Annotated in this window: 38 protein-coding genes; all 38 read right to left on the bottom strand. The window is 37.9% G+C overall.

Translation table 11 applies throughout. The features are described 5' to 3' along the window. Positions 1-93 precede the first annotated feature (93 nt). The 38 genes from truA to rpoC all read right to left on the bottom strand — a co-directional run bounded on the left by truA (position 94) and on the right by rpoC (position 26,360). A complete protein-coding gene (gene truA, locus BED47_RS10265; protein WP_069033621.1) occupies positions 94-837 on the bottom strand; it encodes a tRNA pseudouridine(38-40) synthase TruA in 744 nt (247 codons plus the stop codon). 12 nt (positions 838-849) lie between these two features. Beyond that, complete coding sequence (gene cbiQ / locus BED47_RS10260; RefSeq protein ID WP_069033620.1) at positions 850-1,644, bottom strand: cobalt ECF transporter T component CbiQ; 795 nt, start codon at positions 1,642-1,644, stop codon at positions 850-852. Then, positions 1,641-2,507 (bottom strand): energy-coupling factor ABC transporter ATP-binding protein, encoded by an 867-nt coding sequence (locus BED47_RS10255; protein WP_069033619.1) that lies wholly within the window; start codon positions 2,505-2,507, stop codon positions 1,641-1,643. Before BED47_RS10255 ends, cbiQ begins: the two co-directional genes overlap by 4 nt. Beyond that, a complete protein-coding gene (locus BED47_RS10250; RefSeq protein ID WP_069033618.1) occupies positions 2,483-3,325 on the bottom strand; it encodes an energy-coupling factor ABC transporter ATP-binding protein in 843 nt (280 codons plus the stop codon). Before BED47_RS10250 ends, BED47_RS10255 begins: the two co-directional genes overlap by 25 nt. Positions 3,326-3,438: 113 nt before the next feature. Beyond that, the gene (gene rplQ, locus BED47_RS10245) at positions 3,439-3,801 is read right to left on the bottom strand and encodes a 50S ribosomal protein L17 (RefSeq protein ID WP_056467487.1); all 363 of its coding nucleotides are present in this window, start codon (positions 3,799-3,801) and stop codon (positions 3,439-3,441) included. 84 nt (positions 3,802-3,885) lie between these two features. Next, positions 3,886-4,830 (bottom strand): DNA-directed RNA polymerase subunit alpha, encoded by a 945-nt coding sequence (locus BED47_RS10240; RefSeq protein ID WP_056467484.1) that lies wholly within the window; start codon positions 4,828-4,830, stop codon positions 3,886-3,888. 166 nt (positions 4,831-4,996) lie between these two features. Beyond that, positions 4,997-5,386: a 30S ribosomal protein S11 gene (rpsK, locus tag BED47_RS10235; protein ID WP_056467481.1), complete on the bottom strand. Its 390-nt coding sequence runs from the start codon at positions 5,384-5,386 to the stop codon at positions 4,997-4,999. A 29-nt stretch (positions 5,387-5,415) separates the two neighbouring features. Continuing rightward, positions 5,416-5,781 carry a 30S ribosomal protein S13 gene (gene rpsM, locus BED47_RS10230; protein ID WP_069033617.1) on the bottom strand — a complete coding sequence of 122 codons (366 nt, stop codon included), beginning with the start codon at positions 5,779-5,781 and terminating at the stop codon, positions 5,416-5,418. A 21-nt stretch (positions 5,782-5,802) separates the two neighbouring features. After that, positions 5,803-5,916: a 50S ribosomal protein L36 gene (rpmJ, locus tag BED47_RS10225; protein ID WP_000868344.1), complete on the bottom strand. Its 114-nt coding sequence runs from the start codon at positions 5,914-5,916 to the stop codon at positions 5,803-5,805. A gap of 38 nt (positions 5,917-5,954) precedes the next feature. Further along, entirely contained in the window at positions 5,955-6,173 is a 219-nt protein-coding gene (infA, locus tag BED47_RS10220) for a translation initiation factor IF-1 (RefSeq protein WP_056467475.1), read from the bottom strand. Between the two features lie 226 nt (positions 6,174-6,399). Beyond that, positions 6,400-7,050, bottom strand: a complete 651-nt coding sequence (locus tag BED47_RS10215) for an adenylate kinase (protein WP_056467472.1) — start codon at positions 7,048-7,050, stop codon at positions 6,400-6,402. Between the two features lie 49 nt (positions 7,051-7,099). Beyond that, positions 7,100-8,407 (bottom strand): preprotein translocase subunit SecY, encoded by a 1,308-nt coding sequence (gene secY / locus BED47_RS10210; RefSeq protein ID WP_069033616.1) that lies wholly within the window; start codon positions 8,405-8,407, stop codon positions 7,100-7,102. Between the two features lies 1 nt (position 8,408). Continuing rightward, complete coding sequence (gene rplO / locus BED47_RS10205) at positions 8,409-8,849, bottom strand: 50S ribosomal protein L15 (RefSeq protein WP_056467467.1); 441 nt, start codon at positions 8,847-8,849, stop codon at positions 8,409-8,411. Positions 8,850-8,879: 30 nt separating this feature from the next. After that, positions 8,880-9,062, bottom strand: coding sequence for a 50S ribosomal protein L30 (rpmD, locus tag BED47_RS10200; RefSeq protein ID WP_056467464.1), 183 nt, complete (start codon positions 9,060-9,062; stop codon positions 8,880-8,882). Positions 9,063-9,077: 15 nt separating this feature from the next. Beyond that, positions 9,078-9,578 carry a 30S ribosomal protein S5 gene (gene rpsE / locus BED47_RS10195; RefSeq protein ID WP_056467462.1) on the bottom strand — a complete coding sequence of 167 codons (501 nt, stop codon included), beginning with the start codon at positions 9,576-9,578 and terminating at the stop codon, positions 9,078-9,080. 20 nt (positions 9,579-9,598) lie between these two features. Further along, entirely contained in the window at positions 9,599-9,961 is a 363-nt protein-coding gene (gene rplR, locus BED47_RS10190; protein WP_069033615.1) for a 50S ribosomal protein L18, read from the bottom strand. 33 nt (positions 9,962-9,994) lie between these two features. Then, positions 9,995-10,531, bottom strand: coding sequence for a 50S ribosomal protein L6 (gene rplF / locus BED47_RS10185; RefSeq protein ID WP_069033614.1), 537 nt, complete (start codon positions 10,529-10,531; stop codon positions 9,995-9,997). A 30-nt stretch (positions 10,532-10,561) separates the two neighbouring features. Then, positions 10,562-10,960, bottom strand: coding sequence for a 30S ribosomal protein S8 (rpsH, locus tag BED47_RS10180; RefSeq protein ID WP_056467453.1), 399 nt, complete (start codon positions 10,958-10,960; stop codon positions 10,562-10,564). Between the two features lie 33 nt (positions 10,961-10,993). Continuing rightward, positions 10,994-11,179: a type Z 30S ribosomal protein S14 gene (locus tag BED47_RS10175; protein WP_056467450.1), complete on the bottom strand. Its 186-nt coding sequence runs from the start codon at positions 11,177-11,179 to the stop codon at positions 10,994-10,996. A gap of 34 nt (positions 11,180-11,213) precedes the next feature. Beyond that, a complete protein-coding gene (gene rplE / locus BED47_RS10170; RefSeq protein WP_069033613.1) occupies positions 11,214-11,753 on the bottom strand; it encodes a 50S ribosomal protein L5 in 540 nt (179 codons plus the stop codon). A 28-nt stretch (positions 11,754-11,781) separates the two neighbouring features. Continuing rightward, a complete protein-coding gene (rplX, locus tag BED47_RS10165) occupies positions 11,782-12,093 on the bottom strand; it encodes a 50S ribosomal protein L24 (protein ID WP_056467443.1) in 312 nt (103 codons plus the stop codon). A gap of 56 nt (positions 12,094-12,149) precedes the next feature. Further along, a complete protein-coding gene (rplN, locus tag BED47_RS10160) occupies positions 12,150-12,518 on the bottom strand; it encodes a 50S ribosomal protein L14 (protein WP_056467440.1) in 369 nt (122 codons plus the stop codon). Positions 12,519-12,564: 46 nt separating this feature from the next. Further along, positions 12,565-12,828: a 30S ribosomal protein S17 gene (rpsQ, locus tag BED47_RS10155; RefSeq protein ID WP_069033612.1), complete on the bottom strand. Its 264-nt coding sequence runs from the start codon at positions 12,826-12,828 to the stop codon at positions 12,565-12,567. Between the two features lie 21 nt (positions 12,829-12,849). Next, on the bottom strand, positions 12,850-13,050 hold the full coding sequence (gene rpmC, locus BED47_RS10150; RefSeq protein ID WP_056467434.1) for a 50S ribosomal protein L29: 201 nt from the start codon (positions 13,048-13,050) through the stop codon (positions 12,850-12,852). Continuing rightward, the gene (gene rplP, locus BED47_RS10145; protein WP_069033611.1) at positions 13,040-13,474 is read right to left on the bottom strand and encodes a 50S ribosomal protein L16; all 435 of its coding nucleotides are present in this window, start codon (positions 13,472-13,474) and stop codon (positions 13,040-13,042) included. Before rplP ends, rpmC begins: the two co-directional genes overlap by 11 nt. Positions 13,475-13,476: 2 nt before the next feature. Beyond that, positions 13,477-14,136 carry a 30S ribosomal protein S3 gene (gene rpsC, locus BED47_RS10140; RefSeq protein ID WP_056467428.1) on the bottom strand — a complete coding sequence of 220 codons (660 nt, stop codon included), beginning with the start codon at positions 14,134-14,136 and terminating at the stop codon, positions 13,477-13,479. A gap of 3 nt (positions 14,137-14,139) precedes the next feature. Continuing rightward, positions 14,140-14,481, bottom strand: coding sequence for a 50S ribosomal protein L22 (gene rplV, locus BED47_RS10135; RefSeq protein ID WP_056467425.1), 342 nt, complete (start codon positions 14,479-14,481; stop codon positions 14,140-14,142). A gap of 17 nt (positions 14,482-14,498) precedes the next feature. After that, complete coding sequence (gene rpsS / locus BED47_RS10130; protein WP_069033610.1) at positions 14,499-14,777, bottom strand: 30S ribosomal protein S19; 279 nt, start codon at positions 14,775-14,777, stop codon at positions 14,499-14,501. A gap of 57 nt (positions 14,778-14,834) precedes the next feature. Beyond that, the gene (gene rplB, locus BED47_RS10125; protein WP_056467419.1) at positions 14,835-15,665 is read right to left on the bottom strand and encodes a 50S ribosomal protein L2; all 831 of its coding nucleotides are present in this window, start codon (positions 15,663-15,665) and stop codon (positions 14,835-14,837) included. Positions 15,666-15,696: 31 nt separating this feature from the next. Beyond that, positions 15,697-15,987, bottom strand: coding sequence for a 50S ribosomal protein L23 (gene rplW / locus BED47_RS10120; RefSeq protein WP_056467416.1), 291 nt, complete (start codon positions 15,985-15,987; stop codon positions 15,697-15,699). Continuing rightward, positions 15,987-16,610: a 50S ribosomal protein L4 gene (gene rplD, locus BED47_RS10115; protein ID WP_069033609.1), complete on the bottom strand. Its 624-nt coding sequence runs from the start codon at positions 16,608-16,610 to the stop codon at positions 15,987-15,989. Before rplD ends, rplW begins: the two co-directional genes overlap by 1 nt. Positions 16,611-16,637: 27 nt before the next feature. Continuing rightward, the gene (gene rplC, locus BED47_RS10110; protein WP_056467410.1) at positions 16,638-17,267 is read right to left on the bottom strand and encodes a 50S ribosomal protein L3; all 630 of its coding nucleotides are present in this window, start codon (positions 17,265-17,267) and stop codon (positions 16,638-16,640) included. Between the two features lie 33 nt (positions 17,268-17,300). Next, positions 17,301-17,609: a 30S ribosomal protein S10 gene (gene rpsJ / locus BED47_RS10105; protein WP_056467407.1), complete on the bottom strand. Its 309-nt coding sequence runs from the start codon at positions 17,607-17,609 to the stop codon at positions 17,301-17,303. A gap of 336 nt (positions 17,610-17,945) precedes the next feature. After that, the gene (gene tuf, locus BED47_RS10100) at positions 17,946-19,133 is read right to left on the bottom strand and encodes an elongation factor Tu (protein WP_056467401.1); all 1,188 of its coding nucleotides are present in this window, start codon (positions 19,131-19,133) and stop codon (positions 17,946-17,948) included. Between the two features lie 130 nt (positions 19,134-19,263). Beyond that, complete coding sequence (fusA, locus tag BED47_RS10095) at positions 19,264-21,342, bottom strand: elongation factor G (protein WP_069033608.1); 2,079 nt, start codon at positions 21,340-21,342, stop codon at positions 19,264-19,266. A 235-nt stretch (positions 21,343-21,577) separates the two neighbouring features. Continuing rightward, positions 21,578-22,048, bottom strand: a complete 471-nt coding sequence (gene rpsG, locus BED47_RS10090) for a 30S ribosomal protein S7 (RefSeq protein ID WP_056467395.1) — start codon at positions 22,046-22,048, stop codon at positions 21,578-21,580. A 32-nt stretch (positions 22,049-22,080) separates the two neighbouring features. Continuing rightward, a complete protein-coding gene (gene rpsL / locus BED47_RS10085) occupies positions 22,081-22,503 on the bottom strand; it encodes a 30S ribosomal protein S12 (RefSeq protein WP_056467392.1) in 423 nt (140 codons plus the stop codon). 248 nt (positions 22,504-22,751) lie between these two features. Then, on the bottom strand, positions 22,752-26,360 hold the full coding sequence (gene rpoC, locus BED47_RS10080) for a DNA-directed RNA polymerase subunit beta' (RefSeq protein ID WP_069033607.1): 3,609 nt from the start codon (positions 26,358-26,360) through the stop codon (positions 22,752-22,754). Positions 26,361-26,391 lie beyond the last annotated feature (31 nt).

The following is a 26,391-nucleotide window of genomic DNA, read 5'->3' as shown; positions in this document are numbered from 1 at the left end:
ACTGGTTCCGGGGCTAATCGTGGTTCTTAAAACAATACCGTATTTAATATTAAACTTTATACCTTCTAATGTCAAGCAAATGTTACACCAGGATTAGTTGTTATAATCAACTTTCCATAAAAAAAGTCCATTAGGCGGTGAAGTCTTGCCAGCCTTGGCTCGATCACGTGCTAATAATGCGTTTTTAACACTTTTTACATCACGCTTTCCTTGCCCTACTTCAATTAATGTTCCAACAATTATTCTTACCATATTATAAAGAAAACCATTTCCTTCAAGAGCGATGACAATCCCCTGATCTGTTTTATTAATACTTCCTTTATAAATCGTTCGTACTTTGTCCTTTATATCTGTATTTGATGCACAAAAGGAACTAAAATCATGAGTACCTAATAAGCATTCTAAAGCTTCTTGCATTTTAGCAATATTTAGATCAAAAGGAAAAAAATAATGATGGTTTCTGGAAAAAACATTTTCATCTTTTTCATTCCAAATAAAATAACGGTATTCTTTTCGAACGACGTCAAATCTAGAGTGAAAATGATCATCGACGATTTCTACAGATCTAACATTAATATCTTTAGGCAATTGTGCATTTAACGCTCTTTTCCATTGCTCTGGTTGAAGGGCATATTCACTATCAAAATGAATTACTTGTCCTACTGCATGTACCCCTGTATCTGTCCTACCAGATGCATGGATTCTAATTGGAATACCTTTGTGCATTTTTGTTAGAACCTTCTCAAAATCTGTTTGGACTGTTCTCTGATTAGGTTGAACTTGGTAACCATTAAATAGTGTGCCATCATATGAAATTATACATTTAATTCGATTCATAACTTATCTCCATTACTTACGTAAAAACAATAATAGTAAAAATAATATCAGTAATACAACAAAACATGCTGTATCCCGTACATGCCACTTCATAATGCGAAACTTTGATCTTCCATCTCCGCCTTGGTAACCTCTAGCTTCCATCGCAACTGCTAAGTCTTCAGCCCGTTTAAATGAATGAATAAATAATGGAACAAGTAAAGAAATTAATGCTTTTAACCGGTCTTTTATAGGTCCTGAAGAGAAATCCACTCCTCTAGACGATTGTGCCTTCATAATCTTTTCAGTCTCTTCCATAAGCGTTGGAATAAAGCGTAGGGAAATTGACATCATTAAAGCCATTTCATGCACAGGTAGACCAAACCTTTTAAATGGATTAAATAATGACTCAAGTCCATCGGTAATTTCGATTGGATTTGTTGTTAATGTCAGTAAAGTAGTAATTGAAACTAAAAGAAAAAATCTCAAAGATATATAAATCCCTTGAATAATTCCTTCTTTATGAATTTCGACCCATCCAAAATGATAAATTAGTGGTCCCTCTTTATTTGTAAAAACATGCAATAAAAACGTAAACACTGCTAATAACCAGATTGCTTTTAATCCTTTTAAATAATAATTAAGAGGTACTCTTGATAGCAATACTGTTACAATTGAAAATAAAAATAATATACCGTATGTTATAAAATTATTTGCTAAGAAAACGATACAAATAAAAATGAACATTGTAAGAAGTTTTGCTCTAGCATCTAGACGATGAATAAGTGAATCGATTGGAATATATTTTCCGATAATTAGACTATTCATTTTGTTTCCCCATTATAAAGATTCGCTATATAATTAGCGAGCTGTTCGATTGTTAAACTTGTAGGTTTTTCATTAATGCCTAATTTTTGATTTAGTTCTTGGTGGAATTTTAAAGAAAGTGGAATCTGTAATCCAATTTCCTCTAATTCCTTTTCATATGAGAACACTTCTAAAGGGCTTCCCTTTAAATATGTAGTCCCTTTTTGAAGCACATGGATTGTATCAGCATATCTCGCTGCATCTTCCATGCTATGCGTCACCAAAATGATCGTCAGGCCCTTTTCTTTATGCAATTGGTAAAACATATCCATTAAAGCTTTTTGACCACTAGGATCAAGACCAGCAGTTGGTTCATCCAAAACTAAAACCTCTGGCTCCATTGCTAAAACACCTGCAATAGCAACCCTTCTCATTTGACCACCACTTAATTCAAATGGTGACTTTATTAAATATTCTTCACTTAAGCCTACTTTTTCAATTAGATCTTTAGCTCTTTTTTTTGCTTCTTCTTCAGATACACCAAAATTCATTGGACCAAAGCAAATATCTTTCTCTACAGTTTCTTCAAATAATTGTTGCTCAGGAAACTGAAAAACTAATCCTACTTTTTTTCTTAATGATTTTAAATTCTTGTTTTTTTTATCTGACAAAAGGGTAATATCGTCTATTTTAGCGATGCCCTCTGTAGGTTGTAAGAGGCCATTTAAATGTTGCAGAAAAGTAGATTTACCTGATCCTGTGTGACCAATTACAGCATAATATGACCCATTTGGTATCGTAACATTAATATCATAAAGAGCACGATGCTCAAAAGGTGTCTTCGGCTGATAAGTATAGCCTACTTTTTCAAAAGTAATTTGCATAATTCGCTCACCAAGCTTTCTTGCTCTAGATGGTCTTGTCTCAAAGGTAAACCTTTTTCGATTAATAAACTAGAAAGGTTATGTGTAAAAGGAGATGCTAATCCAAGCGACTCTAAAGAAAACTCTGTTTTTAAAAGCTCTTCTGGAGTTACGCTTTGAACTAAATGACCATCATGCATAATTAAAATACGGTCTGCATGTATTGCTTCTTCTATATCATGAGTAATTGAAATAACAGTCATATTAATGTCTTTATGTAAATCACGTATTGTCTCGATTACTTCTTTTCTACCGAAAGGATCTAACATCGATGTAGCTTCATCTAATATTAATATACTTGGTTGAATTGCTAATGCTCCTGCTATTGCTACTCTTTGTTTTTGGCCTCCAGAAAGAGAGTGTGGCTCATGGAGTACAAATTCATTCATATTGACGATGTTTAAAACTTCTTCAATTCGACGATCCATTTCTTTTTTCTCAATACCGTGGTTTTCTAATCCAAATGCAATATCATCTATTACTGTTGTGCCTACAAACTGATTATCAGGATTTTGAAATACCATCGCTATTTTCTTTCGCACGTCCCAAATTGTTTTTTCGGATAAGCTAATTTCCTCATCAATCACAATTTGACCCTCTTCGGGTAAGATTAGTCCATTTAAAAGTTTAGCTAATGTTGACTTTCCTGATCCGTTTCGCCCAACTATAGCAATCCATTCATTTTCTTTAATAGTAAATGATACAGAATGAACTGCATTTGATTGTGCCTGTGGATATTTAAAAGATATGTTATCTACTTTAATACTATCTTTTCTCATTTGTTCACCTATAATTTCTCATTGTTTATAGATATATAATAGTCTAAAAGTAAACAGAAAAAAAGGGCAACGACATGTTTACAAGAAACGTCGAGCCCTTTTGTATTCGAATATTAAACTAATTCGATAACAACCATTGGTGCAGCGTCTCCACGACGAGGACCAATTTTTGCGATACGAGTGTATCCACCTTGGCGCTCAGTGTAACGAGGAGCGATGTCAGCAAATAATTTTTGTAAAGCGTCTTGACCGTTTTCAGCGTTAGCAACTTCATTACGGATGTAAGCAGCAGCTAGACGACGAGCGTGTAAGTCTCCACGTTTACCTAAAGTAATCATTTTTTCAACAACTGAACGTAACTCCTTCGCACGAGTTTCAGTTGTTTGAATACGTTCGTTGATAATTAAATCAGTAGCTAAGTCACGTAACATAGCTTTACGTTGTGAGCTAGTACGTCCTAATTTTCTGTATCCCATTTCTAGTTCCCTCCTTTGTAAGTAGTATCAAAATTGGGTCATATAGACATGAAGAGAACGCCTCTCCCTTTATCGAAGCTACAATCAGTCTTCTTTACGTAGGCCTAGACCTAACTCTTCTAACTTATGTTTTACTTCTTCTAAAGACTTACGACCTAAGTTACGTACTTTCATCATGTCTTCTTCTGTCTTATTCGCAAGCTCTTGTACAGTATTAATACCAGCTCGCTTTAAGCAGTTATATGAACGAACAGAAAGATCAAGTTCTTCAATCGTCATTTCAAGGACTTTATCTTTTTGATCTTCTTCTTTTTCAACCATGATTTCTGCATTTTTAGCTTCGTCAGTTAAACCTACAAAAATGTTTAAGTGTTCAGTAAGAATTTTTGAACCAAGTGCGATAGCATCCTTAGGTCCAATACTTCCGTCAGTCCAAACATCAAGTGTTAACTTATCGAAATTTGAAACCTGTCCCACACGTGTATTTTCAACTTGGTATGTGACACGAGACACTGGAGTGTAAATCGAGTCGATAGGAATAACACCTATTGCTTGATCCTCTCTTTTGTTACCATCTGCAGGGATGTATCCACGTCCACGTCTAGCAGTTAGACGCATACGTAAATGAGCATCTTTAGCAAGAGTTGCAATATGAAGATCTGGATTTAGAACTTCAACATCGCTATCATGCGTAATATCGGCCGCAGTAATTGGCCCTTCACCGCGTACATCAATTTCTAATGTTTTTTCTTCATCTGAATAAATTTTCAGAGCAAGTTTTTTAACATTAAGAATAATTGTTGTAACGTCTTCTACAACACCTTCAACTGTAGAGAACTCATGTAACACGCCATCAATTTGAATAGCAGTTACAGCGGCACCAGGAAGTGAGGATAAAAGGATACGACGTAAGGAGTTACCTAGCGTTGTACCATATCCACGCTCAAGTGGTTCAATAACGAATTTACCATATTTGGAATCGTCACTGATCTCAACCGTTTCGATTTTCGGCTTTTCGATTTCAATCATTTTTTAAACCCTCCTTCAAAACGTCGAAACCCTCGGTTAGACCATGCTAACCGAAAGTCCCTATTAGGCAGTTCCTAATTGTGCACAACAAGAGATGTCTGTTAATATTTGCCAAACATATATCATAATCCATTATAGACAATTTTTGAAAATTTATACAGACAAATTATACACGACGACGTTTTGGTGGACGGCATCCGTTATGTGGAACTGGAGTAACGTCTCTGATAGCAGTTACTTCAAGACCAGCAGCTTGAAGAGCACGGATAGCAGCCTCACGACCAGCACCCGGACCTTTAACAGTTACGTCAAGAGTTTTTAATCCGTGTTCCATAGAAGCTTTAGCAGCAGTTTCAGCAGCCATTTGTGCAGCGAATGGAGTAGATTTACGAGATCCTTTGAAACCTAATGATCCAGCGCTTGACCAAGAAATTGCGTTACCATGAACATCAGTGATTGTTACGATTGTGTTATTGAAAGTTGAACGAATATGAGCTGTACCAGCTTCAATATTCTTTTTCACACGACGTTTACGTACATTTGTTTTACGTGCCATGTTGAATACCCTCCTTTACTTAAAAAATATTATTTCTTCTTGTTCGCTACTGTGCGGCGTGGGCCTTTACGAGTACGAGCATTGTTTTTAGTGTTTTGACCACGAACAGGTAAGTTACGACGGTGGCGAATACCACGATATGAACCGATTTCGATTAGACGTTTAATGTTTAAAGAAACTTCACGACGAAGATCCCCTTCAACTTTCAACTTATCGATTAATTCACGAATTTTACCTAATTCTTCTTCTGTTAAATCACGTACACGAGTGTCTTCTGAAATACCAGCTTCAGCTAAGATTTTTTCAGAAGTTGCACGACCGATTCCGTATACATAAGTTAAAGAAACAACCACGCGTTTGTCGCGAGGAATATCTACACCAGCAATACGAGCCATTCTAGTGCACCTCCTTCTTTATTAACCTTGTTTTTGTTTATGTTTTGGATTTTCACAAATTACCATTACTTTACCACGTCTGCGGATAACTTTACATTTTTCACAGATTGGTTTTACTGATGGTCTCACTTTCATGATTTCAACCTCCTTGTAGATTACGGAGTGCATATTTATTATTTAAAACGGTACGTAATACGGCCACGAGTTAAATCATATGGAGATAGTTCTACAGTAACTTTGTCACCTGGAAGAATACGAATGAAGTTCATACGAATTTTACCAGAAACGTGTGCAAGAACGACATGACCATTTTCCAATTCAACCTTGAACATCGCATTCGGAAGTGTTTCCGTAACGGTACCTTCAATTTCAATTACATCATCTTTCGCCATTAGGGCATTCTCCTTTCTTCAAATCAGTAGCTTGCTTGTAGGCAAACATACGCTTAGGAACATTAAGCCAAAGTGCTCTGATATGTTGGAGATTTTTGGCCTACTAAAGACCTATATTATATCAATCGTTCCAAGCAAAGCCATGTTTAAGCTTTAATAACAGTATCAGTTTTGACGAAACAACAATACGTCATACACAAGGAACGACGATCTTATCGTTCAATTATTAAACTAACTCTTTTAAAAGATTATCAATGTCATTGAAAACTTTATTAATCTCTTGTTCACCTTCAATTGTTTTTACATAACCAAGATTATTATAGAAATCAAGTAAAGGCTGAGTTTGTTTGATATTTACTTCAAGGCGATTTGCAACTGTTTCTTCATTATCATCCGCACGTTGATAAAGTTCTCCGCCACATTTAGGGCAAACACCCTCTTCAACAGGTGGATTGAAAATTAAATGATAAGTTGCTCCACACTCTTTGCAAATACGACGACCTGTTAAACGTTCAATTAAAAGTTGTTGGTCTACATGAATGTTTAACACGAAGTCAATTTTACGATTCATTACTTTCAGAGTCTCTTCTAGTGCTTCAGCCTGCGCAACTGTTCTAGGAAAACCATCCAGTAAAAAACCGTTTTGGCAATCATCTTTAGCTAATCGTTCACGTACAATACCAATTGTTACCTCATCAGGAACAAGATGACCTTGATCCATAAACGATTTTGCTTGAAGACCTAGTTCTGTGCCGTCTTTAATCGCTGCACGGAACATATCACCAGTAGATATATGAGGAATGCCGTATTTTTCGACAATTTTCTCAGCTTGTGTGCCTTTGCCTGCACCAGGAAGCCCCATAAGAATTAAATTCATGGTTAATCCTCCTCAAAATTAGGTGAGCAATAGGGAATTATGCATTTCCCTATGCTCGTTCTTTAATAAAGCCTTTGTAGTTTCTCTTAACAAGCTGACTTTCTAATTGTTTCATTGTTTCAAGCGCAACGCCGACTACGATTAGTAAACTTGTTCCTCCAATTTGAGCTGAAGGTGGTAAGTTCGCAATTTTACCAAATACGATTGGTAATAAAGCGATGACAGCTAAGAAAATTGCTCCTACGAAAGTTAAACGATATAAGACTTTAATGATATATTCTTGAGTGCTCTTACCTGGGCGAATACCCGGGATGTAGCCACCTTGCTTCTGAAGATTTTCAGCCATTTGCTCTGGATTTGCCTGAACAAAAGTATAAAAATATGTGAAAGCAATGATCAAGATTAAATAAAATGCCATTCCCCATGGATTGTTATACGTAAAATGCGTTTTAATCCATTCAGTCACATTGTTACTTGGTAAGAACGATGCAATTGTTGAAGGAGTAATTAAAAATGAAACAGCGAAGATTACCGGAATAACCCCAGCGCCATTTACTTTTAATGGCAAGTGAGTAGATTGTCCTCCGACATAGCTATTATTACCATTGTTACGTTTAGCATATTGAATTGGAATTTTACGATTAGCTTGTTGAATGTAAATTACAGCTACGATTACTAAAAGTAAAACTAAAAACACTATGCCAACCTTAACGATGTTCATGAATAGCGCGTCTCCAGCATTTTGAAATTGTTGCTGATAGACTTGGTGAAGTGTATTAGGAATAGCAGCAACTATACCGCCAAAGATGATAACTGATATACCGTTCCCTACACCTTTAGCAGTAATCTGCTCACCTAACCACAATAAGAAAGATGTTCCAGCTGTTAGTACAATTGCTATATAAATATAGGTTGACCAACCTGGATTTTCTATTAACATTCCGCCAGTAACATTGTTCATACTGATTGATAATCCAATTGCTTCTACAAAACCTAGAATAATTGTGATGTATCTAGTCAGTTGAGTCAATTTACGTCGACCAATCTCACCTTGCTTCGACCATTCAGTTAACTTCGGAACAACGTCCATTTGAAGTAACTGAATAATGATTGAAGCAGTAATGTAAGGCATTATACCCATTGCAAAAATCGAGAACTGTTTAAGAGCTCCTCCACCGAATGTATTTAACACTCCGAAAATACTCGTCGTACTATCTTGAGATGCTAATACATCAGCGTTGACGTTTGGAACAGGTATAAACGTTCCAATACGAAATACAATTAACATTAATAACGTAAAGAATATTTTTTTTCTAATATCTGCAATGCGCATAAAGTTGGAGATTGTCCGGAACATTTTAGATCACCTCAGCATTTCCACCAGCTGCTTCGATTGCCTCTACTGCAGAAGATGAGAACTTGTGAGCTTTAACAGTAAGTTTTACTTCTAACTTACCTTTACCTAAAATCTTAATACCAGCTAATTCTTTACGAACAATACCAGTTTCGATCAGTAACTCAGGAGTTACTTCAGTTCCATTTTCGAAGCGATTTAACGTTTCAACATTAACGATTGCGTAATCTTTACGGTTGATGTTAGTGAAACCACGTTTTGGTAAACGACGGAATAAAGGAGTTTGACCACCTTCAAATCCAAGACGAACACCGCCACCTGAACGAGCGTTTTGTCCTTTATGACCTTTACCAGCAGTTTTACCAGTACCTGAACCAATACCACGACCGATACGTTTAGATACTTTACGAGAACCTTCTGTAGGTTTTAATTCATGAAGTTTCATTAGGGCACCTCCTTACTTATTCATGTTCAATTAAATTTCTTTTACAGATACAAGGTGAGAAACTTTATTAATCATCCCACGCATTGCAGCGTTATCTTGTTTAACAACAGTTTGGTTTGTTTTAGTAATACCTAAAGCACGAACTGTTGCGATTTGATCTTGTTTACGACCAATTACACTGCGAGTAAGGGTAATTTCTAACTGTTTAGCCATCGTTATCCCTCCTTATTAACCTAGTAATTCTTCTACAGATTTACCACGTAATTTTGCAACTTCATCCGCACGTTTTAAGTTACTTAAACCTTCGATTGTAGCACGTACAATGTTTACTGGTGTATTAGAACCAAGAGATTTAGATAAAATATCATGTACCCCAGCAAGTTCTAATACCGCACGAACAGGACCTCCAGCGATAACTCCAGTACCTTCAGAAGCAGGTTTTAAGAATACTTCACCAGCTCCAAAACGACCAGTAATTACGTGAGGAATTGTAGTTCCAACGATTGGTACATTAATTAGATTTTTCTTAGCATCTTCAACAGCTTTACGAATAGCATCAGGTACTTCTTGAGCTTTACCAGTACCAAAACCTACATGACCGTTTTTGTCACCAACAACTACTAATGCTGCAAAGCGGAAACGACGACCACCTTTTACAACTTTAGCAACACGGTTGATCGTAACTAAGCGTTCTTCAAGCTCTAATTTATTAGGATCAATGCGACGCATGTATGTCCCTCCTTCTTTTATTAAAATTGTAAACCAGCTTCACGAGCAGCTTCAGCTAAAGCTTTTACGCGACCATGATATAAGTAACCACCGCGGTCGAATACAACTACAGAAACACCTTTTTCAGTAGCACGTTTTGCAACTAAGCTACCAACTAATGTTGCTGCTTCGATGTTACCAGTACCATTTAAAGTTAATTCTTTATCTAAAGTTGATGCACTTGCTAATGTTACACCATTAACATCATCAATGATTTGAGCATAGATATGGTTGTTTGAACGGTAAACGTTTAAACGTGGACGTTCTTGAGTACCAGATAATTTAGTACGAACACGAGCATGTCTTTTTTTACGTACTGCATTTTTATCAGCCTTAAAGATCATCTTGGTCACTCCTTTCTCTTATCTAGTTATAGATTACTTCGCAGTTTTACCTTCTTTACGACGAACCATTTCGCCTTCGTAACGGATACCTTTACCTTTGTAAGGCTCTGGTGGACGTACTTGACGAATGTAAGCAGCAAGAGCACCTACACGTTCTTTGTCGATACCTTTAATACTGATTTTAGTATTTGAAGGTACTTCGATTTCAACACCATTTTCAGGAGTGATCTCAACTGGGTGAGAATAACCAACAGCTAGAACAAGTTTGTCACCTGTTTTAGTCGCACGGTAACCTACCCCAACTAATTCAAGGTTACGAGTATAACCATTAGTTACACCTTCAACCATGTTACCTAAGATAGCACGAGTTGTACCATGAAGAGCACGGTGCTCTTTGTTATCAGTTGGACGTGCAACTGATAATACGTTCTCGTTAACTTCGATTGTCATATCAGGGCTAAAAGTACGAGTTAACTCACCTTTAGGTCCTTTTACTGTAATAGTATTGTTGTTATTAGTAAGAGTAACTCCAGCAGGAATTACAAGTTCTTTTTTACCAACACGAGACATTCACTACACCTCCATTCTCTCTGTGTTATATTACCAAACGTATGCTAAGATTTCGCCACCAGTTTTTGCTTGACGAGCTTCTTTATCTGTCATTACACCTTTAGATGTTGAAACAATAGCAACACCTAAACCGTTAAGTACGCGAGGTACTTCGTCAGCTTTCGCGTATACACGTAAGCCAGGCTTAGAAATTCTTTTTAATCCAGTGATAACACGTTCGTTGTTCACACCATATTTTAAGAAAATACGGATGATACCTTGTTTATCATCTTCAATGTACTCAACGTCACGGATGAAACCTTCACGTTTTAGAATTTCAGCAACCTCTTTCTTTAGGTTAGAACCTGGGAATTCTAATTTCTCGTGACGTACCATGTTCGCATTACGAATGCGAGTAAGCATATCTGCAATAGGATCTGTCATGACCATGTTCAGATAACCTCCTTCCTAATATCTATAGAATTACCAACTAGCTTTTTTAACGCCAGGGATTTGTCCTTTATAAGCAAGTTCACGGAAACAAATACGGCAAAGTTTAAATTTACGTAATACTGAGTGTGGACGTCCGCAACGTTCGCAACGTGTATACTCTTGTACTTTAAATTTCTGAGCACGTTTTTGTTTCGCAATCATTGATTTTTTAGCCACGTTTTCGCCTCCTCTTCTTTAGCGCTGGCTTTCATTATTTTTGAAAAGGCATTCCGAATAATGTTAGCATTTCACGAGCTTCTTCATCAGTATTTGCAGTAGTTACAATAACGATGTCCATACCACGTACTTTGTTTACTTTATCATAATCGATCTCTGGGAAGATTAATTGCTCTTTAACACCTAAAGTGTAGTTTCCACGGCCATCGAATGCTTTTTTAGAGATTCCACGGAAGTCACGTACACGAGGTAAAGTTACAGAAACTAATTTCTCAAAGAATTCGTACATACGCTCACCGCGTAATGTAACTTTAGCACCGATAGGCATTCCTTCACGAAGACGGAATTGAGCGATTGATTTTTTAGCTCTAGTAACAACAGGTTTTTGACCTGCGATTAAAGTTAATTCCTCAACAGCAGTATCTAATGCTTTTGAATTTGAAACAGCCTCACCAACACCCATGTTGATGACGATCTTTTCAATTTTTGGCACTTGCATAACTGATTTATAGTTAAACTTGCTCACTAGAGCAGGAGTGATTTCATTTTGATATTTCTCGACTAGGCGGTTCATTCAGTTGACCTCCTTTCATAAATTTCTATTATTTATCAAGTAATTCGCCTGATTTTTTTGCAATACGTACTTTTTTACCATCCACTAATTGGTAACCTACGCGTGTAGGTACTCCAGTTTTTGGATCTAATGCCATAACATTAGAAACATGGATTGGTGCTTCTTTCTCGATGATGCCACCTTGTGGGTTAGCTTGAGTAGGTTTTGAGTGTTTTTTAATGATGTTAACACCTTCAACTAGTACGCGGTTATTCTTTGGAAAAGCAGCAAGGATAACACCTTGTTTTCCTTTGTCTTTACCAGAGATAACTTGAACTTTATCACCTTTTTTTACATGCATCTTCTTCGTGCACCTCCTTAATAAGGCTTTCTGAAGTATTTATTAAAGTACATTAATTAAAGTACTTCTGGAGCTAATGATACGATTTTCATGAAGTTGCTATCACGTAATTCACGTGCAACTGGTCCGAAAATACGAGTACCACGTGGGCTCTTATCATCTTTAATGATAACAGCTGCGTTTTCATCAAATTTGATGTAAGTACCGTCTGGACGACGAACACCGCGTTTCGTACGAACGATAACAGCTTTAACTACATCACCTTTTTTAACAACGCCACCTGGTGTTGCTTGTTTTACTGTACATACGATGATATCACCGATGTTAGCAGTTTTACGGCCTGAACCACCTAATACTTTAATAGTAAGTAATTCACGTGCACCTGAATTGTCAGCAACTTTTAAACGAGTTTCTTGTTGGATCATGTCAAATTGACCTCCTTTCGGATTAAGAATGATATCCGATCATCTATTAGATAATAACAGCTTCTTCTACGATTTCAACTAAACGGAAACGTTTTGTAGCTGATAATGGACGAGTCTCCATGATTTTTACGATATCGCCAACTTTTGCAGTGTTTAGCTCATCGTGCGCTTTATATTTCTTAGAATATCTAACGCGTTTTCCGTATAGTTTATGTGTTTTATAAGTTTCAACTACAACAGTAATTGTCTTATCCATCTTATCAGAAACTACACGTCCTGTGTAAACTTTACGTTGGTTACGTTCGCTCACTGTGCAAACCTCCCCTCATCATTAATTATTAGAGTTAATTTCTCTTTCACGAACTACAGTTTTCATACGAGCAATTGCTTTACGAACCTCGCGGATACGAGCAGTGTTCTCTAATTGTCCTGTAGCTAATTGGAAACGAAGATTGAATAACTCTTCTTTAAGAGATTTCACTTTTAATTCAATTTCAGCAGTGGTAAGATCGCGAATCTCATTAGTTTTCATTAGAATCACCACCATTGTCTTCACGTTTTACAAACTTACATTTAACTGGTAATTTGTGAGCTGCTAAGCGTAGTGCTTCACGAGCTACTTCTTCAGATACACCAGCGATTTCGAACATAATTTTTCCTGGTTTAACGACTGCTACCCAACCTTCAGGAGCACCTTTACCGCTACCCATACGAACCTCAAGAGGTTTAGCTGTGTAAGGTTTAGAAGGGAAGATTTTAATCCATACTTTACCGCCACGTTTCATGTAACGAGTCATTGCACGACGCGCTGCTTCAATTTGACGGTTAGTAATCCAAGAAGCTTCAGTAGATTGTAAACCGAATTCACCAAATGCTACTTCAGTACCACCTTTGGCACGTCCGCGCATTTTTCCACGATGCTCTCTTCTATATTTAACACGTTTAGGCATTAACATAATTAATTTCCTCCTTCCTCAGAAGCTTTCTTTTTTGTAGGAAGAACTTCACCTTTGTAGATCCATACTTTTACGCCTAGTTTACCGTATGTTGTATCTGCTTCTGCAGTTGCATAATCGATATCCGCACGTAATGTATGAAGTGGCACTGTACCTTCACTATATGATTCTGAACGAGCAATATCTGCTCCGCCAAGACGACCAGAAACTTGTGTTTTAATACCTAATGCACCAGCACGCATAGCACGTTGAAGTACTTGCTTTTGAGCACGACGGAAAGAAACACGGTTTTCTAATTGACGAGCGATGTTTTCAGCTACTAATTTAGCATCAAGATCTGCTCTTTTAATTTCGATGATGTTGATATGAACACGTTTGCCAGTAAGGTTGTTTAAAGCTTTACGAAGAGCTTCAACTTCCGAACCACCTTTACCGATTACCATACCTGGTTTTGCAGTGTGAACAGTAATGTTTACACGGTTAGCAGCTCTTTCGATTTCTACTTTAGAAACAGCAGAATCTTTTAAACGAGTGCTGATGTACTCACGAATTTTGATGTCTTCATGTAAAAGATCAGCGTAATCTTTTTCAGCGTACCATTTAGATTCCCAATCTTTAATAATACCAACACGAAGTCCGACTGGATTTACCTTTTGTCCCATCGATTATCCCTCCTTCTTCTCTGATACCACGATTGTAATGTGGCTTGTGCGTTTGTTGATTGCGCTAGCACGTCCTTGTGCACGAGGGCGGAAACGTTTTAAAGTAGCACCTTCATCAACGAATACTTTTTCGATGTATAAGTTATTAACATCCATATCATAGTTGTGCTCTGCGTTAGCAATAGCAGATTTTAATAATTTTTCTACAACAGGAGAAGCAGTTTTTGGTGTGTGTCGAAGGATTGCGATCGCTTCGCCAACTTGTTTACCTCGGATTAAATCGACTACTAGACGAACTTTACGAGGAGCGATACGAACTGTTCTCAGTACAGCTTTAGCTTGCATTGGAGTGCCTCCTCTCATTATCTTCTAGTTTTCTTGTCATCCGCATCGTGACCTTTATAAGTACGAGTTGGAGCAAATTCACCAAGTTTGTGACCTACCATATCTTCCGATACATATACAGGTACGTGTTTACGACCATCGTACACTGCAATAGTATGTCCGATAAATTGTGGGAAAATAGTCGAACGACGTGACCAAGTTTTAACAACTTGCTTAGAGTCAGTCTCGTTTAATTTCTCAACTTTAGCTAATAAGTGATCATCAATAAATGGACCTTTTTTCAGGCTGCGTCCCATTGTGGTACCTCCCTTCGTGATTGACCTACGGTTCTAGTGAACCGTAGCACAATCGCGTTATTTTTTACGACGACGAACGATAAACTTGTCTGACGCTTTGTTTTTCTTACGAGTTTTGTAACCAAGAGTTGGTTTACCCCATGGAGACATTGGTGATTTACGTCCGATTGGAGAGCGTCCTTCACCACCACCGTGTGGGTGATCAACTGGGTTCATTACAGATCCACGTACAGTTGGGCGTTTACCCATCCAACGAGAACGACCTGCTTTACCGATGTTAATAAGTTCGTGATGTTCGTTACCAACTTGACCTACTGTCGCGCGGCAAGTTGCTAAAATCATACGTACTTCACCAGAGTTTAAACGAACTAGTACATAACGATCTTCTTTACCTAATACTTGAGCAGAAGTACCAGCTGAACGTACTAATTGTCCTCCACGACCTGGTTTTAACTCGATGTTGTGAATTGTAGTACCTACTGGAATGTTTACAAGTGGTAAAGCGTTACCTACTTTAATATCTGCTTCAGGACCTGAAACGATTTCCATTCCTACTACTAAGTTTTTAGGAGCTAGGATGTAACGTTTTTCTCCATCAGCGTAGTTAATTAACGCAATGTTTGCAGAACGGTTTGGATCGTACTCGATTGTAGCAACGCGTCCTGGTATACCATCTTTATCTCGTTTGAAATCGATGATACGGTATTGACGTTTGTGTCCACCACCTTGGTGACGAACAGTAATTTTACCTTGGTTATTACGGCCAGCTTTTTTACTAAGTGGAGCTAATAATGATTTTTCTGGTTTGTCAGTAGTGATCTCAGCAAAATCATTAGTAGTCATACCACGGCGACCGTTAGTGGTTGGTTTATACTTTTTGATTCCCATCGTAATTTCCCTCCTTTTCTAGTAGTTAGTATTAAACGCCTTCGAATAATGTAATTTCTTGGCTATCAGCAGTTAATTTAACGATTGCTTTTCTACGACGGTTTGTGTAACCAGCATGTTTACCCATACGTTTAAACTTACCTTTGTAGTTCATTACGTTAACTTTTTCTACTTTAACACCGAAGATTGCTTCAACAGCATCTTTAACTTCAGTTTTGTTAGCTCTTACATCTACTTCAAAAGTGTATTTTTTTTCAGCGATTGCTTCCATAGAAGCTTCAGTGATAACTGGGCGTTTGATAATATCACGAGGATCCTTCATTACGCAAGCACCTCCTCTACTTTTTCCACCGCAGCTTTAGTCATGATTAATGTATCATGATGTAAAACGTCGATTACGTTTACTTCATTTGCTGCAAGAACTGTGATTCCAGGGATATTGCGAGCAGATAAAGCTACGTTTTCATTTAGGTCAGCTGTTACGATTAAAACTTTCTTAGCAACTGATAAGCCAGTTAATACAGTAACCATATCTTTTGTTTTTGGTGCGTTTAACGCTAAATCTTCAAGAACTAGCATGCTTTGTTCTAATACTTTAGTAGATAAAGCTGATTTAATCGCTAAGCGACGTACCTTTTTAGGTATTTTATATGAGTATGATCTTGGAGCTGGACCGAATACGATACCACCACCACGCCATTGTGGAGAACGGATTGAACCCTGACGAGCACGGCCAGTTCCTTTTTGTCTCCATGGTTTGCGACCACCACCACGTACTTCAGAACGTGTTTTAACTTTGTGTGTACCTTGACGTAAAGATGCACGTTGCATCATTACAGCATCAAATAAAGCATGTTCGTTTGGAGCGATTCCGAATACAGCATCAGCTAATTCGATTTCTCCTACTTGAGCACCTGTTTGATTAAACATAGTAACTTTAGGCATTTTATTTCCTCCTTTCTTCTAAATTAATTATTTAGATTTAACCGCAGTACGGATTGTTACGTAAGATTTTTTAGAACCTGGTACATTACCTTTTACTAAAAGTAAGTTACGTTCAACGTCAACTTTAACGATTTGTAGGTTTTGTACAGTTACTTTTTCTCCACCCATTTGACCAGGTAAAGCTTTGTTTTTGAATACACGGTTCGGAGCAACAGGACCCATTGAACCTGGACGACGGTGGTAACGAGAACCGTGAGACATTGGTCCACGAGATTGTCCGTGGCGCTTAATGCTACCTTGGAATCCTTTACCTTTTGAAGTTCCAGTTACATCAACGATGTCACCATTTGCAAAAATATCTACTTTGACTTCTTGACCAACTTCATAAGCTGATACGTCAGCGTTGCGAAGTTCACGAACGAAGCGCTTAGGTGCAGTGTTTGCTTTAGCAGAGTGCCCTTTTTCTGGTTTGTTAGCTAATTTTTCACGTTTGTCAGCGAAACCGATTTGGATAGCTTCGTAGCCATCAGTTTCAGTAGTTTTCTTTTGTAAAACCACGTTTGGAGTAGCTTCGATTACAGTTACTGGAATTAACTCGCCGTTTTCAGCAAATACTTGTGTCATACCGATCTTTTTCCCTAAGATTCCTTTAGTCATAAGTCACACCTCCTGAATTTATATATAATGTTATTAAAGTTTGATTTCAATATCAACGCCAGATGGTAAATCTAGTCTCATTAATGAATCAACTGTTTGAGGAGTTGGATTCACGATATCGATTAAACGTTTGTGAGTGCGCATTTCGAATTGCTCACGAGAATCTTTGTATTTATGAACCGCACGAAGGATCGTGTAAACTGATTTCTCAGTTGGTAACGGAATCGGACCAGATACAGAAGCACCAGAACGTTTCGCTGTTTCAACGATTTTCTCTGCAGATTGATCTAAAATACGGTGATCATAAGCTTTTAAACGAATACGAATTTTTTCTTTTGCCATAATTTTCCCTCCTTTTTCGCCTATTTAAATAATAGACATACTCCATGGAAATTTCCTTACACTCGCCATGGCAAAGCGGCCGGGTGTATCAGCAACCTTCCACTTCTACGCAGTCAAAGACCAACATCATCTATTATACATAAAAAATAATGCTATTGCAAGCATTTGTTATAAGTTTAGATAAATAATGTTCTCGTCGTCTTCAGTACTTAGTTATTATATTATCTTCAATTATTAAAATCAAGCAAGAATCGGTTATATTGCATATTTTAAATATTTCCAATTAACTTATAAAAAAAGCTTAGAAGAAAAGATCTTCTAAGCTTTTAAGTTTAATTATTCAACGATTGTAGCAACTACGCCAGCGCCTACAGTACGTCCACCCTCACGGATAGAGAACTTAGTTCCTTCTTCAACAGCGATTGCGTTGATTAACTCAACAGTCATTTCGATGTTGTCGCCAGGCATAACCATTTCAACGCCTTCTGGTAATTGGATGATTCCAGTTACGTCAGTTGTACGGAAATAGAATTGTGGACGGTAGTTAGCGAAGAATGGAGTGTGACGTCCACCTTCTTCTTTAGATAAAACATAAACTTCAGCTTTGAACTTAGTGTGTTGTTTAACTGAACCTGGTTTAGCTAAAACTTGACCACGTTGGATATCGTCACGAGCAACCCCACGAAGAAGTGCACCGATGTTATCTCCAGCTTCTGCTTGGTCAAGAAGTTTACGGAACATTTCAACACCTGTTACAGTAGTTGATTTTGGCTCTTCAACAAGACCGATGATTTCTACTACGTCACCAACTTTAACGATACCACGCTCAACACGACCAGTAGCAACTGTTCCACGACCAGTAATTGAGAATACATCCTCAACTGGCATTAAGAAAGGCTTGTCAGTTTCACGAGCTGGTGTTGGGATATAAGAATCAACTTCAGCCATTAATTCATGAATTTTAGCTTCCCACGCAGCATCTCCTTCAAGAGCTTTAAGTGCAGAACCTTTGATTACTGGAATGTCATCGCCAGGGAATTCGTATTCTGATAATAGATCACGGATTTCCATTTCAACTAATTCAAGTAACTCTTCATCGTCAACCATGTCACATTTGTTCATGAATACTACGATGTAAGGTACACCTACTTGACGAGATAAAAGAATGTGCTCACGAGTTTGAGGCATTGGACCATCAGCAGCAGATACTACTAAGATACCACCGTCCATTTGAGCAGCACCAGTGATCATGTTTTTAACATAGTCAGCGTGACCTGGGCAGTCAACGTGTGCATAGTGACGAGTTTCTGTTTCGTACTCAACGTGTGCAGTAGAGATTGTGATTCCACGCTCTCTTTCTTCTGGAGCTCCGTCGATTTGATCGTAAGCGCGAGCTTCAGCTCCACCTACTTTAGCTAATACAGTTGTAATAGCAGCAGTTAATGTAGTTTTACCATGGTCAACGTGTCCGATTGTACCAATGTTAACGTGTGGTTTTACACGTTCGAATTTAGCTTTACCCATTGTAAAAATCCTCCTTATAATTAAGAAAATTAATTTTTAGTTTTATTATTATGCTATAAAGGGTAACTTGTACCCCTTATAGCTAACATCTAACATAAATAGTTATACATGATGAGAACTAAATAATCAATTACTCACCTTTATATTTTTTAATAATTTCTTCAGAAATTGATTTTGGTACATCTTCGTAATGGTCAAATACCATTGAGAACGTTCCACGACCTTGAGTGTTAGAACGTAATGAAGTTGCATAACCAAACATTTCTGAAAGTGGTACCATAGCACGAACAACTTGAGCGTTACCGCGTGCTTCCATACCTTCAACGCGTCCACGACGAGATGTAATATCACCCATGATATCTCCTAAGTATTCCTCAGGGATAACAACTTCTACTTTCATTAATGGTTCAAGTAGAACTGGGTTACATTTCTTAACAGCATTTTTAAGAGCTAATGAAGCAGCTACTTTAAACGCCATCTCGTTTGAGTCAACATCATGGTAAGATCCATCGAATAATTTCGCTTTAATGTCGATTAGTGGGAAACCAGCTAATACACCATTTTTAAGTGAATCTTCAAGACCTGCAGCTACAGCTGGGATGTATTCACGAGGAACAACACCACCAACGATTGCATTTTCAAATTCGAAGCCTTTTCCTTCTTCGTTTGGTGAGAATTCAATCCAAACGTGTCCGAATTGTCCACGTCCACCTGATTGACGAACGAATTTACCTTCTACTTGTGCAGAAGAACGGAAAGTTTCACGGTATGCTACTTGAGGAGCACCAACGTTAGCTTCTACTTTAAATTCACGACGCATACGGTCAACGATGATATCAAGGTGAAGCTCACCCATACCAGCGATGATTACTTGACCAGTTTCTTGGTCAGTATGTGCACGGAAAGTTGGATCTTCTTCAGTTAATTTAACTAATGCTTGACCCATTTTATCTTGGTCAGCTTTAGATTTTGGTTCGATCGCAATTGAGATAACTGGATCAGGGAACTCCATAGACTCAAGAATTACTAGATTCTTTTCATCACATAAAGTATCACCAGTTGTAGTGTCTTTAAGACCTACAGCAGCAGCGATATCTCCAGCGTATACTTTCGAAATCTCTTGACGAGAGTTAGCATGCATTTGTAGGATACGTCCTACACGCTCACGCTTACCTTTTGTAGAGTTTTGAACGTATGAACCAGATTCTAACGTACCTGAGTAAACTCGGAAGAACGTTAATTTACCAACATAAGGATCAGTCATGATTTTGAATGCTAATGCAGCGAAAGGCTCTTCATCACTTGAAGGAACGATTTTCTCTTCATCAGTATCAGGTAATGTTCCTTTGATAGCTGGTACATCTAATGGAGATGGTAGGTAGTCAATTACTGCATCAAGCATTAATTGAACACCTTTGTTTTTGAAAGCAGAACCACAAACTACTGGGTAGAATTGTACTGAACATGTAGCTGTACGAATAGCAGCTTTTAATTCAGGAATTGTGATTTCTTCACCTTCAAGGTATTTCATCATTAATTCTTCATCTAACTCAGCTACCGCTTCGATTAAACGACCACGGTACTCTTCAGCTAGTTCTTGATATTCTTCTGGAATTTCGATTGTTTCAATGTCAGTTCCTAAGTCATTATTATACTTAATAGCTTTCATTTCAACTAGGTCAACAATACCCCAGAAGTTATCTTCAGCACCCATCGCTAATTGGATTGGGTGTGCGTTAGCTTGTAAACGGTCATGTAACGTACCTACAGAGTATAAGAAATCCGCGCCGATTTTATCCATTTTGTTAACGAATACTACACGTGGAACTCCGTAAGTAGTTGCTTGGCGCCAAACTGTTTCAGTTTGAGGCTCAACACCTGATTGAGCATCAAGTACTGCTACTGCGCCATCAAGTACACGTAGTGAACGTTCAACTTCTACAGTGAAGTCTACGTGACCTGGAGTATCAATGATATTTACACGGTGGTTATTCCACTGAGCTGTTGTAGCAGCAGATGTGATTGTGATACCACGCTCTTGCTCTTGCTCCATCCAGTCCATTTGTGAAGCTCCTTCATGAGTTTCACCAATTTTGTGAATACGACCTGTGTAATAAAGGATACGCTCTGTTGTTGTTGTTTTACCAGCATCAATGTGAGCCATGATCCCGATATTACGAGTGTTATTTAAGGAGAACTCTCTAGTCATCAGGGTTCTTTCTCCCTTCCAGTATTAGTTAGGATTTTTTAGTACAAGAAAAAGTTATTCCTATACATACTTCATGTTATTAAGTTAAGCAAGCACTACAAGCAAGGAACTATTATGTCATCCTAAATTATGTAATCCGACGTTCACCTATTTAATCTAGCAAGCTAAATTAGAAATAGGTGAACGACTTAACCAACATTCATTATGTGCAGAAATAACTAAATTGCTTTTAATCTTACCAACGGTAGTGAGCAAACGCTTTGTTCGCTTCTGCCATTTTGTGTGTATCTTCACGTTTCTTAACTGCAGAACCTGAGTTGTTAGCTGCATCAAGAATTTCATTAGCTAAACGCTCTTCCATCGTTTTTTCTCCACGAAGACGAGCATAGTTAACTAACCAGCGAAGACCTAAAGTTGTACGGCGCTCAGGGCGAACCTCAACTGGTACTTGGTAGTTTGAACCACCAACACGACGAGCTCTAACTTCTAGAACTGGCATGATATTTTTAAGAGCTGCTTCGAATACTTCCATCGGTTCTTTACCAGAACGTTCTTGGATTAATTCAAATGCTCCGTATAAGATAGCTTGAGACTTTCCTCTTTTTCCGTCAATCATCATTTTGTTGATTAAACGAGAAACTAATTTTGAATTATAAAGTGGATCTGGCAATACATCTCTTTTTGCAACAGGACCTTTACGTGGCATGTTATTTCCTCCTTTCGGCTAGTTGTTATTTATTACTTCTTAGCTGCTTTTGGTCTCTTAGTTCCATATTTAGAACGACCTTGCATACGTTTGTCAACACCTGCAGTATCTAATGCACCACGAACGATATGGTAACGTACCCCTGGTAAATCTTTTACACGTCCACCACGGATAAGAACAACACTGTGCTCTTGTAAGTTGTGTCCGATACCTGGGATATAAGCAGTTACCTCGATTTGGTTAGTTAAACGCACACGAGCATATTTACGTAAAGCTGAGTTTGGTTTCTTTGGAGTCATTGTACCAACACGAGTACAAACACCACGTTTTTGTGGAGCTGATAAATCAGTTGATTTTTTCTTTAATGAGTTGAAACCTTTATTTAATGCTGGTGATTTTGATTTCCATACTTTAGAAGTACGTCCATTACGCACTAACTGGTTAATAGTAGGCATGAGTTTTCCTCCCTTCAAATATTTATAAGACCACACATCCAGGTGGTTCATAATAAGTTGAAAACAAAGTTTTTGCAAGAAGAAGGAAGCCCTCCTTCTCACAAAAACAGTTTTAACTACTGTATATTCCTAAATTAGCCCCGGATCTAACCTGCTTAGATTAGCAGTGCTATTGTCTAGGAGCAACCTTGAATATCTTATCATTTTTCATCAAATGATGTCAACTCAAGTTTGAAAATATTTTAAGTTTATTTTTCAACTAATACTTCTTCGTTCATTTCAACTGATTCAGTTAAATCTTTAACAAGATCTACTTTACGGTATCTGTTCATACCTGTACCAGCTGGAACCAACTTACCTATAATAACATTCTCTTTTAATCCTAGCAACTCATCACGTTTTCCTTTAATCGCAGCGTCTGTTAATACACGCGTTGTTTCTTGGAATGATGCAGCAGATAGGAATGAGTCTGTTTCTAATGATGCTTTTGTAATACCTAGTAATAATGGGCGCGCAGTAGCTGGTTGTTTACCTGCAAATAAAGCTTCTTTATTCGCTTCAGTAAACTGGTGTAGTTCTAATAATGTACCAGGTAGTAAAGTTGTCTCACCTGCATCCATTACACGAACTTTCTTCAGCATTTGACGTACCATTACCTCTACGTGCTTATCGCCAATTTCTACCCCTTGCATACGGTATACTTTTTGCACTTCACGTAGTAAGTATTCTTGAACAGCATTTGTACCTTTTACTTTTAACAGTTCTTTCGGATCGATTGAACCTTCTGTCATTACTTGACCACGTTCAATTGATTCACCTTCTTGAACTTTTAGTCTAGCGCCATAAGGAACTGGGTAGTTTCTAGATTCAACTGAGCCTTGAACAATAATTTCTTGTTTATCTTTAGCGTCAGTAGAAATTGAGATAATACCATCAATTTCAGAAATAACTGCTTGACCTTTAGGATTACGTGCTTCAAATAGTTCTTGAATACGAGGTAAACCTTGAGTAATATCGTCTCCTGCTACCCCACCTGTATGGAATGTACGCATCGTTAACTGTGTACCTGGTTCACCGATTGATTGTGCAGCAATAATACCTACTGCTTCACCAACTTCAACCTCAGCACCTGTAGCTAAGTTACGGCCATAACATTTTTTACATACTCCATGGTTAGTATTACATGTGAACGCAGAACGAATATTAACTTCTTCAATACCAGCATCGATAATTTCACGAGCTAAGTCTTCTGTAATTAAATCGTTCTCTTGAGCAAGTAATACACCTGTTTCTGGGTGGCGTATAGTTGAACGTAAATGACGACCAACTAAACGATCGTATAATCCTTCAATAATTTCGTTACCTTCTTTAATTGCCTTAACATGTAATCCACGGTCAGTACCACAATCATCTTGGCGAACGATTACATCTTGTGCAACGTCAACTAGACGACGAGTTAAGTAACCTGAATCGGCTGTTTTTAGTGCTGTATCGGCAAGACCTTTACGTGCACCGTGTGTAGAGATGAAGTATTCAAGTACCGTTAGACCTTCACGGAATGAAGATTTGATTGGTAACTCGATAATACGACCAGCCGGGTTGGCCATCAGACCACGCATACCTGCAAGCTGAGTAAAGTTTGATGCGTTACCACGGGCACCAGAGTCACTCATCATAAAGATAGGGTTACGTTTATTTAGGGAAGCCATCAGTTTTCCTTGAATTACATCCTTCGCATCACTCCAAATAGCGATTACACGATCATAACGCTCATCTTCTGTGATTAAACCACGACGGAATTGTTTTAGTACTTTATCTACTTTTTCTTGAGCTTCAGCAATAATTAACTGCTTCTCCGGTAATACGATGATATCGGATACACCAACTGTAATACCAGCTTTAGTAGAGTGTCTAAATCCAAGATCCTTCATGCGGTCTAGCATTTTTGATGTTTCAGTAATTTTGAAACGTTTAAATACTTCTGCGATGATATTTCCAAGTATTTTCTTTTTGAAAGGAGCAATTTCTTCTCTGCTTTCAATGATTTCTTTAATATTCGAACCTTTAGATACAAAATACATCTGAGGAGTTTCCTTCTCAAGATTACTCTGAGTAGGTTCATTAATAAATGGGAACGAAGTAGGTAAGATTTCATTGAAGATTAACTTACCAACCGTTGTAATTAATAATGAATTTTTTTGTTCTTCAGTAAATGTTTCGTTATTTAATGAATTTGCTGCAACAGCAACACGAGAATGTAAATGTACATAACCATTTTGGTATGCAATTAACGCCTCATTGATATCTTTAAATACCATACCTTCACCGACAGCGCCTGCACGCTCAAGAGTTAAGTAATAGTTACCTAATACCATATCTTGAGATGGTGTAACTACTGGCTTACCATCTTTCGGGTTAAGGATGTTTTGTGCTGCAAGCATTAGGATACGAGCTTCTGCTTGTGCTTCACTTGATAACGGTACGTGAACAGCCATTTGGTCACCATCAAAATCGGCATTGTATGCAGTACATACAAGTGGATGAAGACGGATTGCACGGCCTTCTACTAATGTAGGTTCGAACGCTTGGATACCAAGTCTGTGTAGAGTTGGGGCACGGTTTAGTAACACCGGATGCTCACGAATAACTGATTCTAATACATCCCAAATCTCAGGGTGTAAACGCTCAATTTTACGTTTCGCAGACTTAATGTTATGTGCTAATCCACGCTCTACTAATTCTTTCATCACGAATGGCTTGAATAATTCAATTGCCATTTCTTTTGGTAATCCACATTGATACATTTGTAAGTTTGGTCCTACAACGATAACCGAACGGCCAGAGTAGTCAACACGTTTACCAAGTAAGTTTTGACGGAAACGCCCTTGCTTACCTTTAAGCATGTGAGAAAGAGATTTTAATGGACGGTTACCTGGTCCAGTAACTGGACGGCCACGGCGACCATTGTCAATTAACGCATCAACTGCTTCTTGAAGCATACGTTTTTCGTTTTGTACGATGATGCTTGGTGCACCAAGGTCTAATAAACGTTTTAAACGGTTGTTACGGTTAATTACTCGACGATATAAATCGTTTAGATCTGAAGTTGCAAAACGTCCACCATCTAATTGAACCATAGGTCGTAATTCAGGTGGGATTACTGGTAGCACATCTAAGATCATCCAAGAAGGCTCATTACCAGAGTTACGGAATGCTTCTAAAACTTCTAAACGTTTAATTGCTCTTGTACGACGTTGACCTTGAGCAGTTTTCAACTCCTCTTTTAATGAATCAACATCTTTTTCAAGATTAATATCGCTTAATAGTTTTTTAATTGCTTCAGCACCCATAGATGCTTGGAAAGTTTGACCATAACGCTCACGATAAGCACGGAACTCCTTCTCAGAAAGCAATTGTTTCTTTTCTAAAGGAGTATCTCCAGCTTCTGTTACTACGTAAGAAGCAAAGTAGATTACTTCTTCCAGAGCACGAGGGGACATGTCTAAAACAAGTCCCATTCGGCTTGGAATACCTTTGAAATACCAAATATGTGATACTGGTGCAGCTAATTCAATGTGACCCATACGCTCACGACGTACTTTTGCACGAGTTACTTCAACTCCACATCGATCACAAACTACACCTTTATAACGTACACGTTTATATTTTCCGCAATGACATTCCCAATCTTTCGTAGGACCGAAAATGCGTTCACAGAAAAGACCATCTTTTTCAGGTTTTAATGTACGGTAGTTAATTGTTTCAGGTTTTTTAATTTCCCCGTATGACCACGAGCGAATTTTGTCAGGCGATGCAAGTCCGATCTTCATATACTCGAAATTATTTACATCTATCAAGGGGCCTACCTCCCTTTCTGTCCTAAGGTTT

This window comes from Gottfriedia luciferensis (assembly GCF_001712755.1).
Classification (GTDB): domain Bacteria; phylum Bacillota; class Bacilli; order Bacillales; family Bacillaceae_G; genus Gottfriedia; species Gottfriedia luciferensis_B.
Note: the sequence above shows the minus strand (reverse complement) of the source record. Positions and strands in the feature narration are given on the sequence as shown.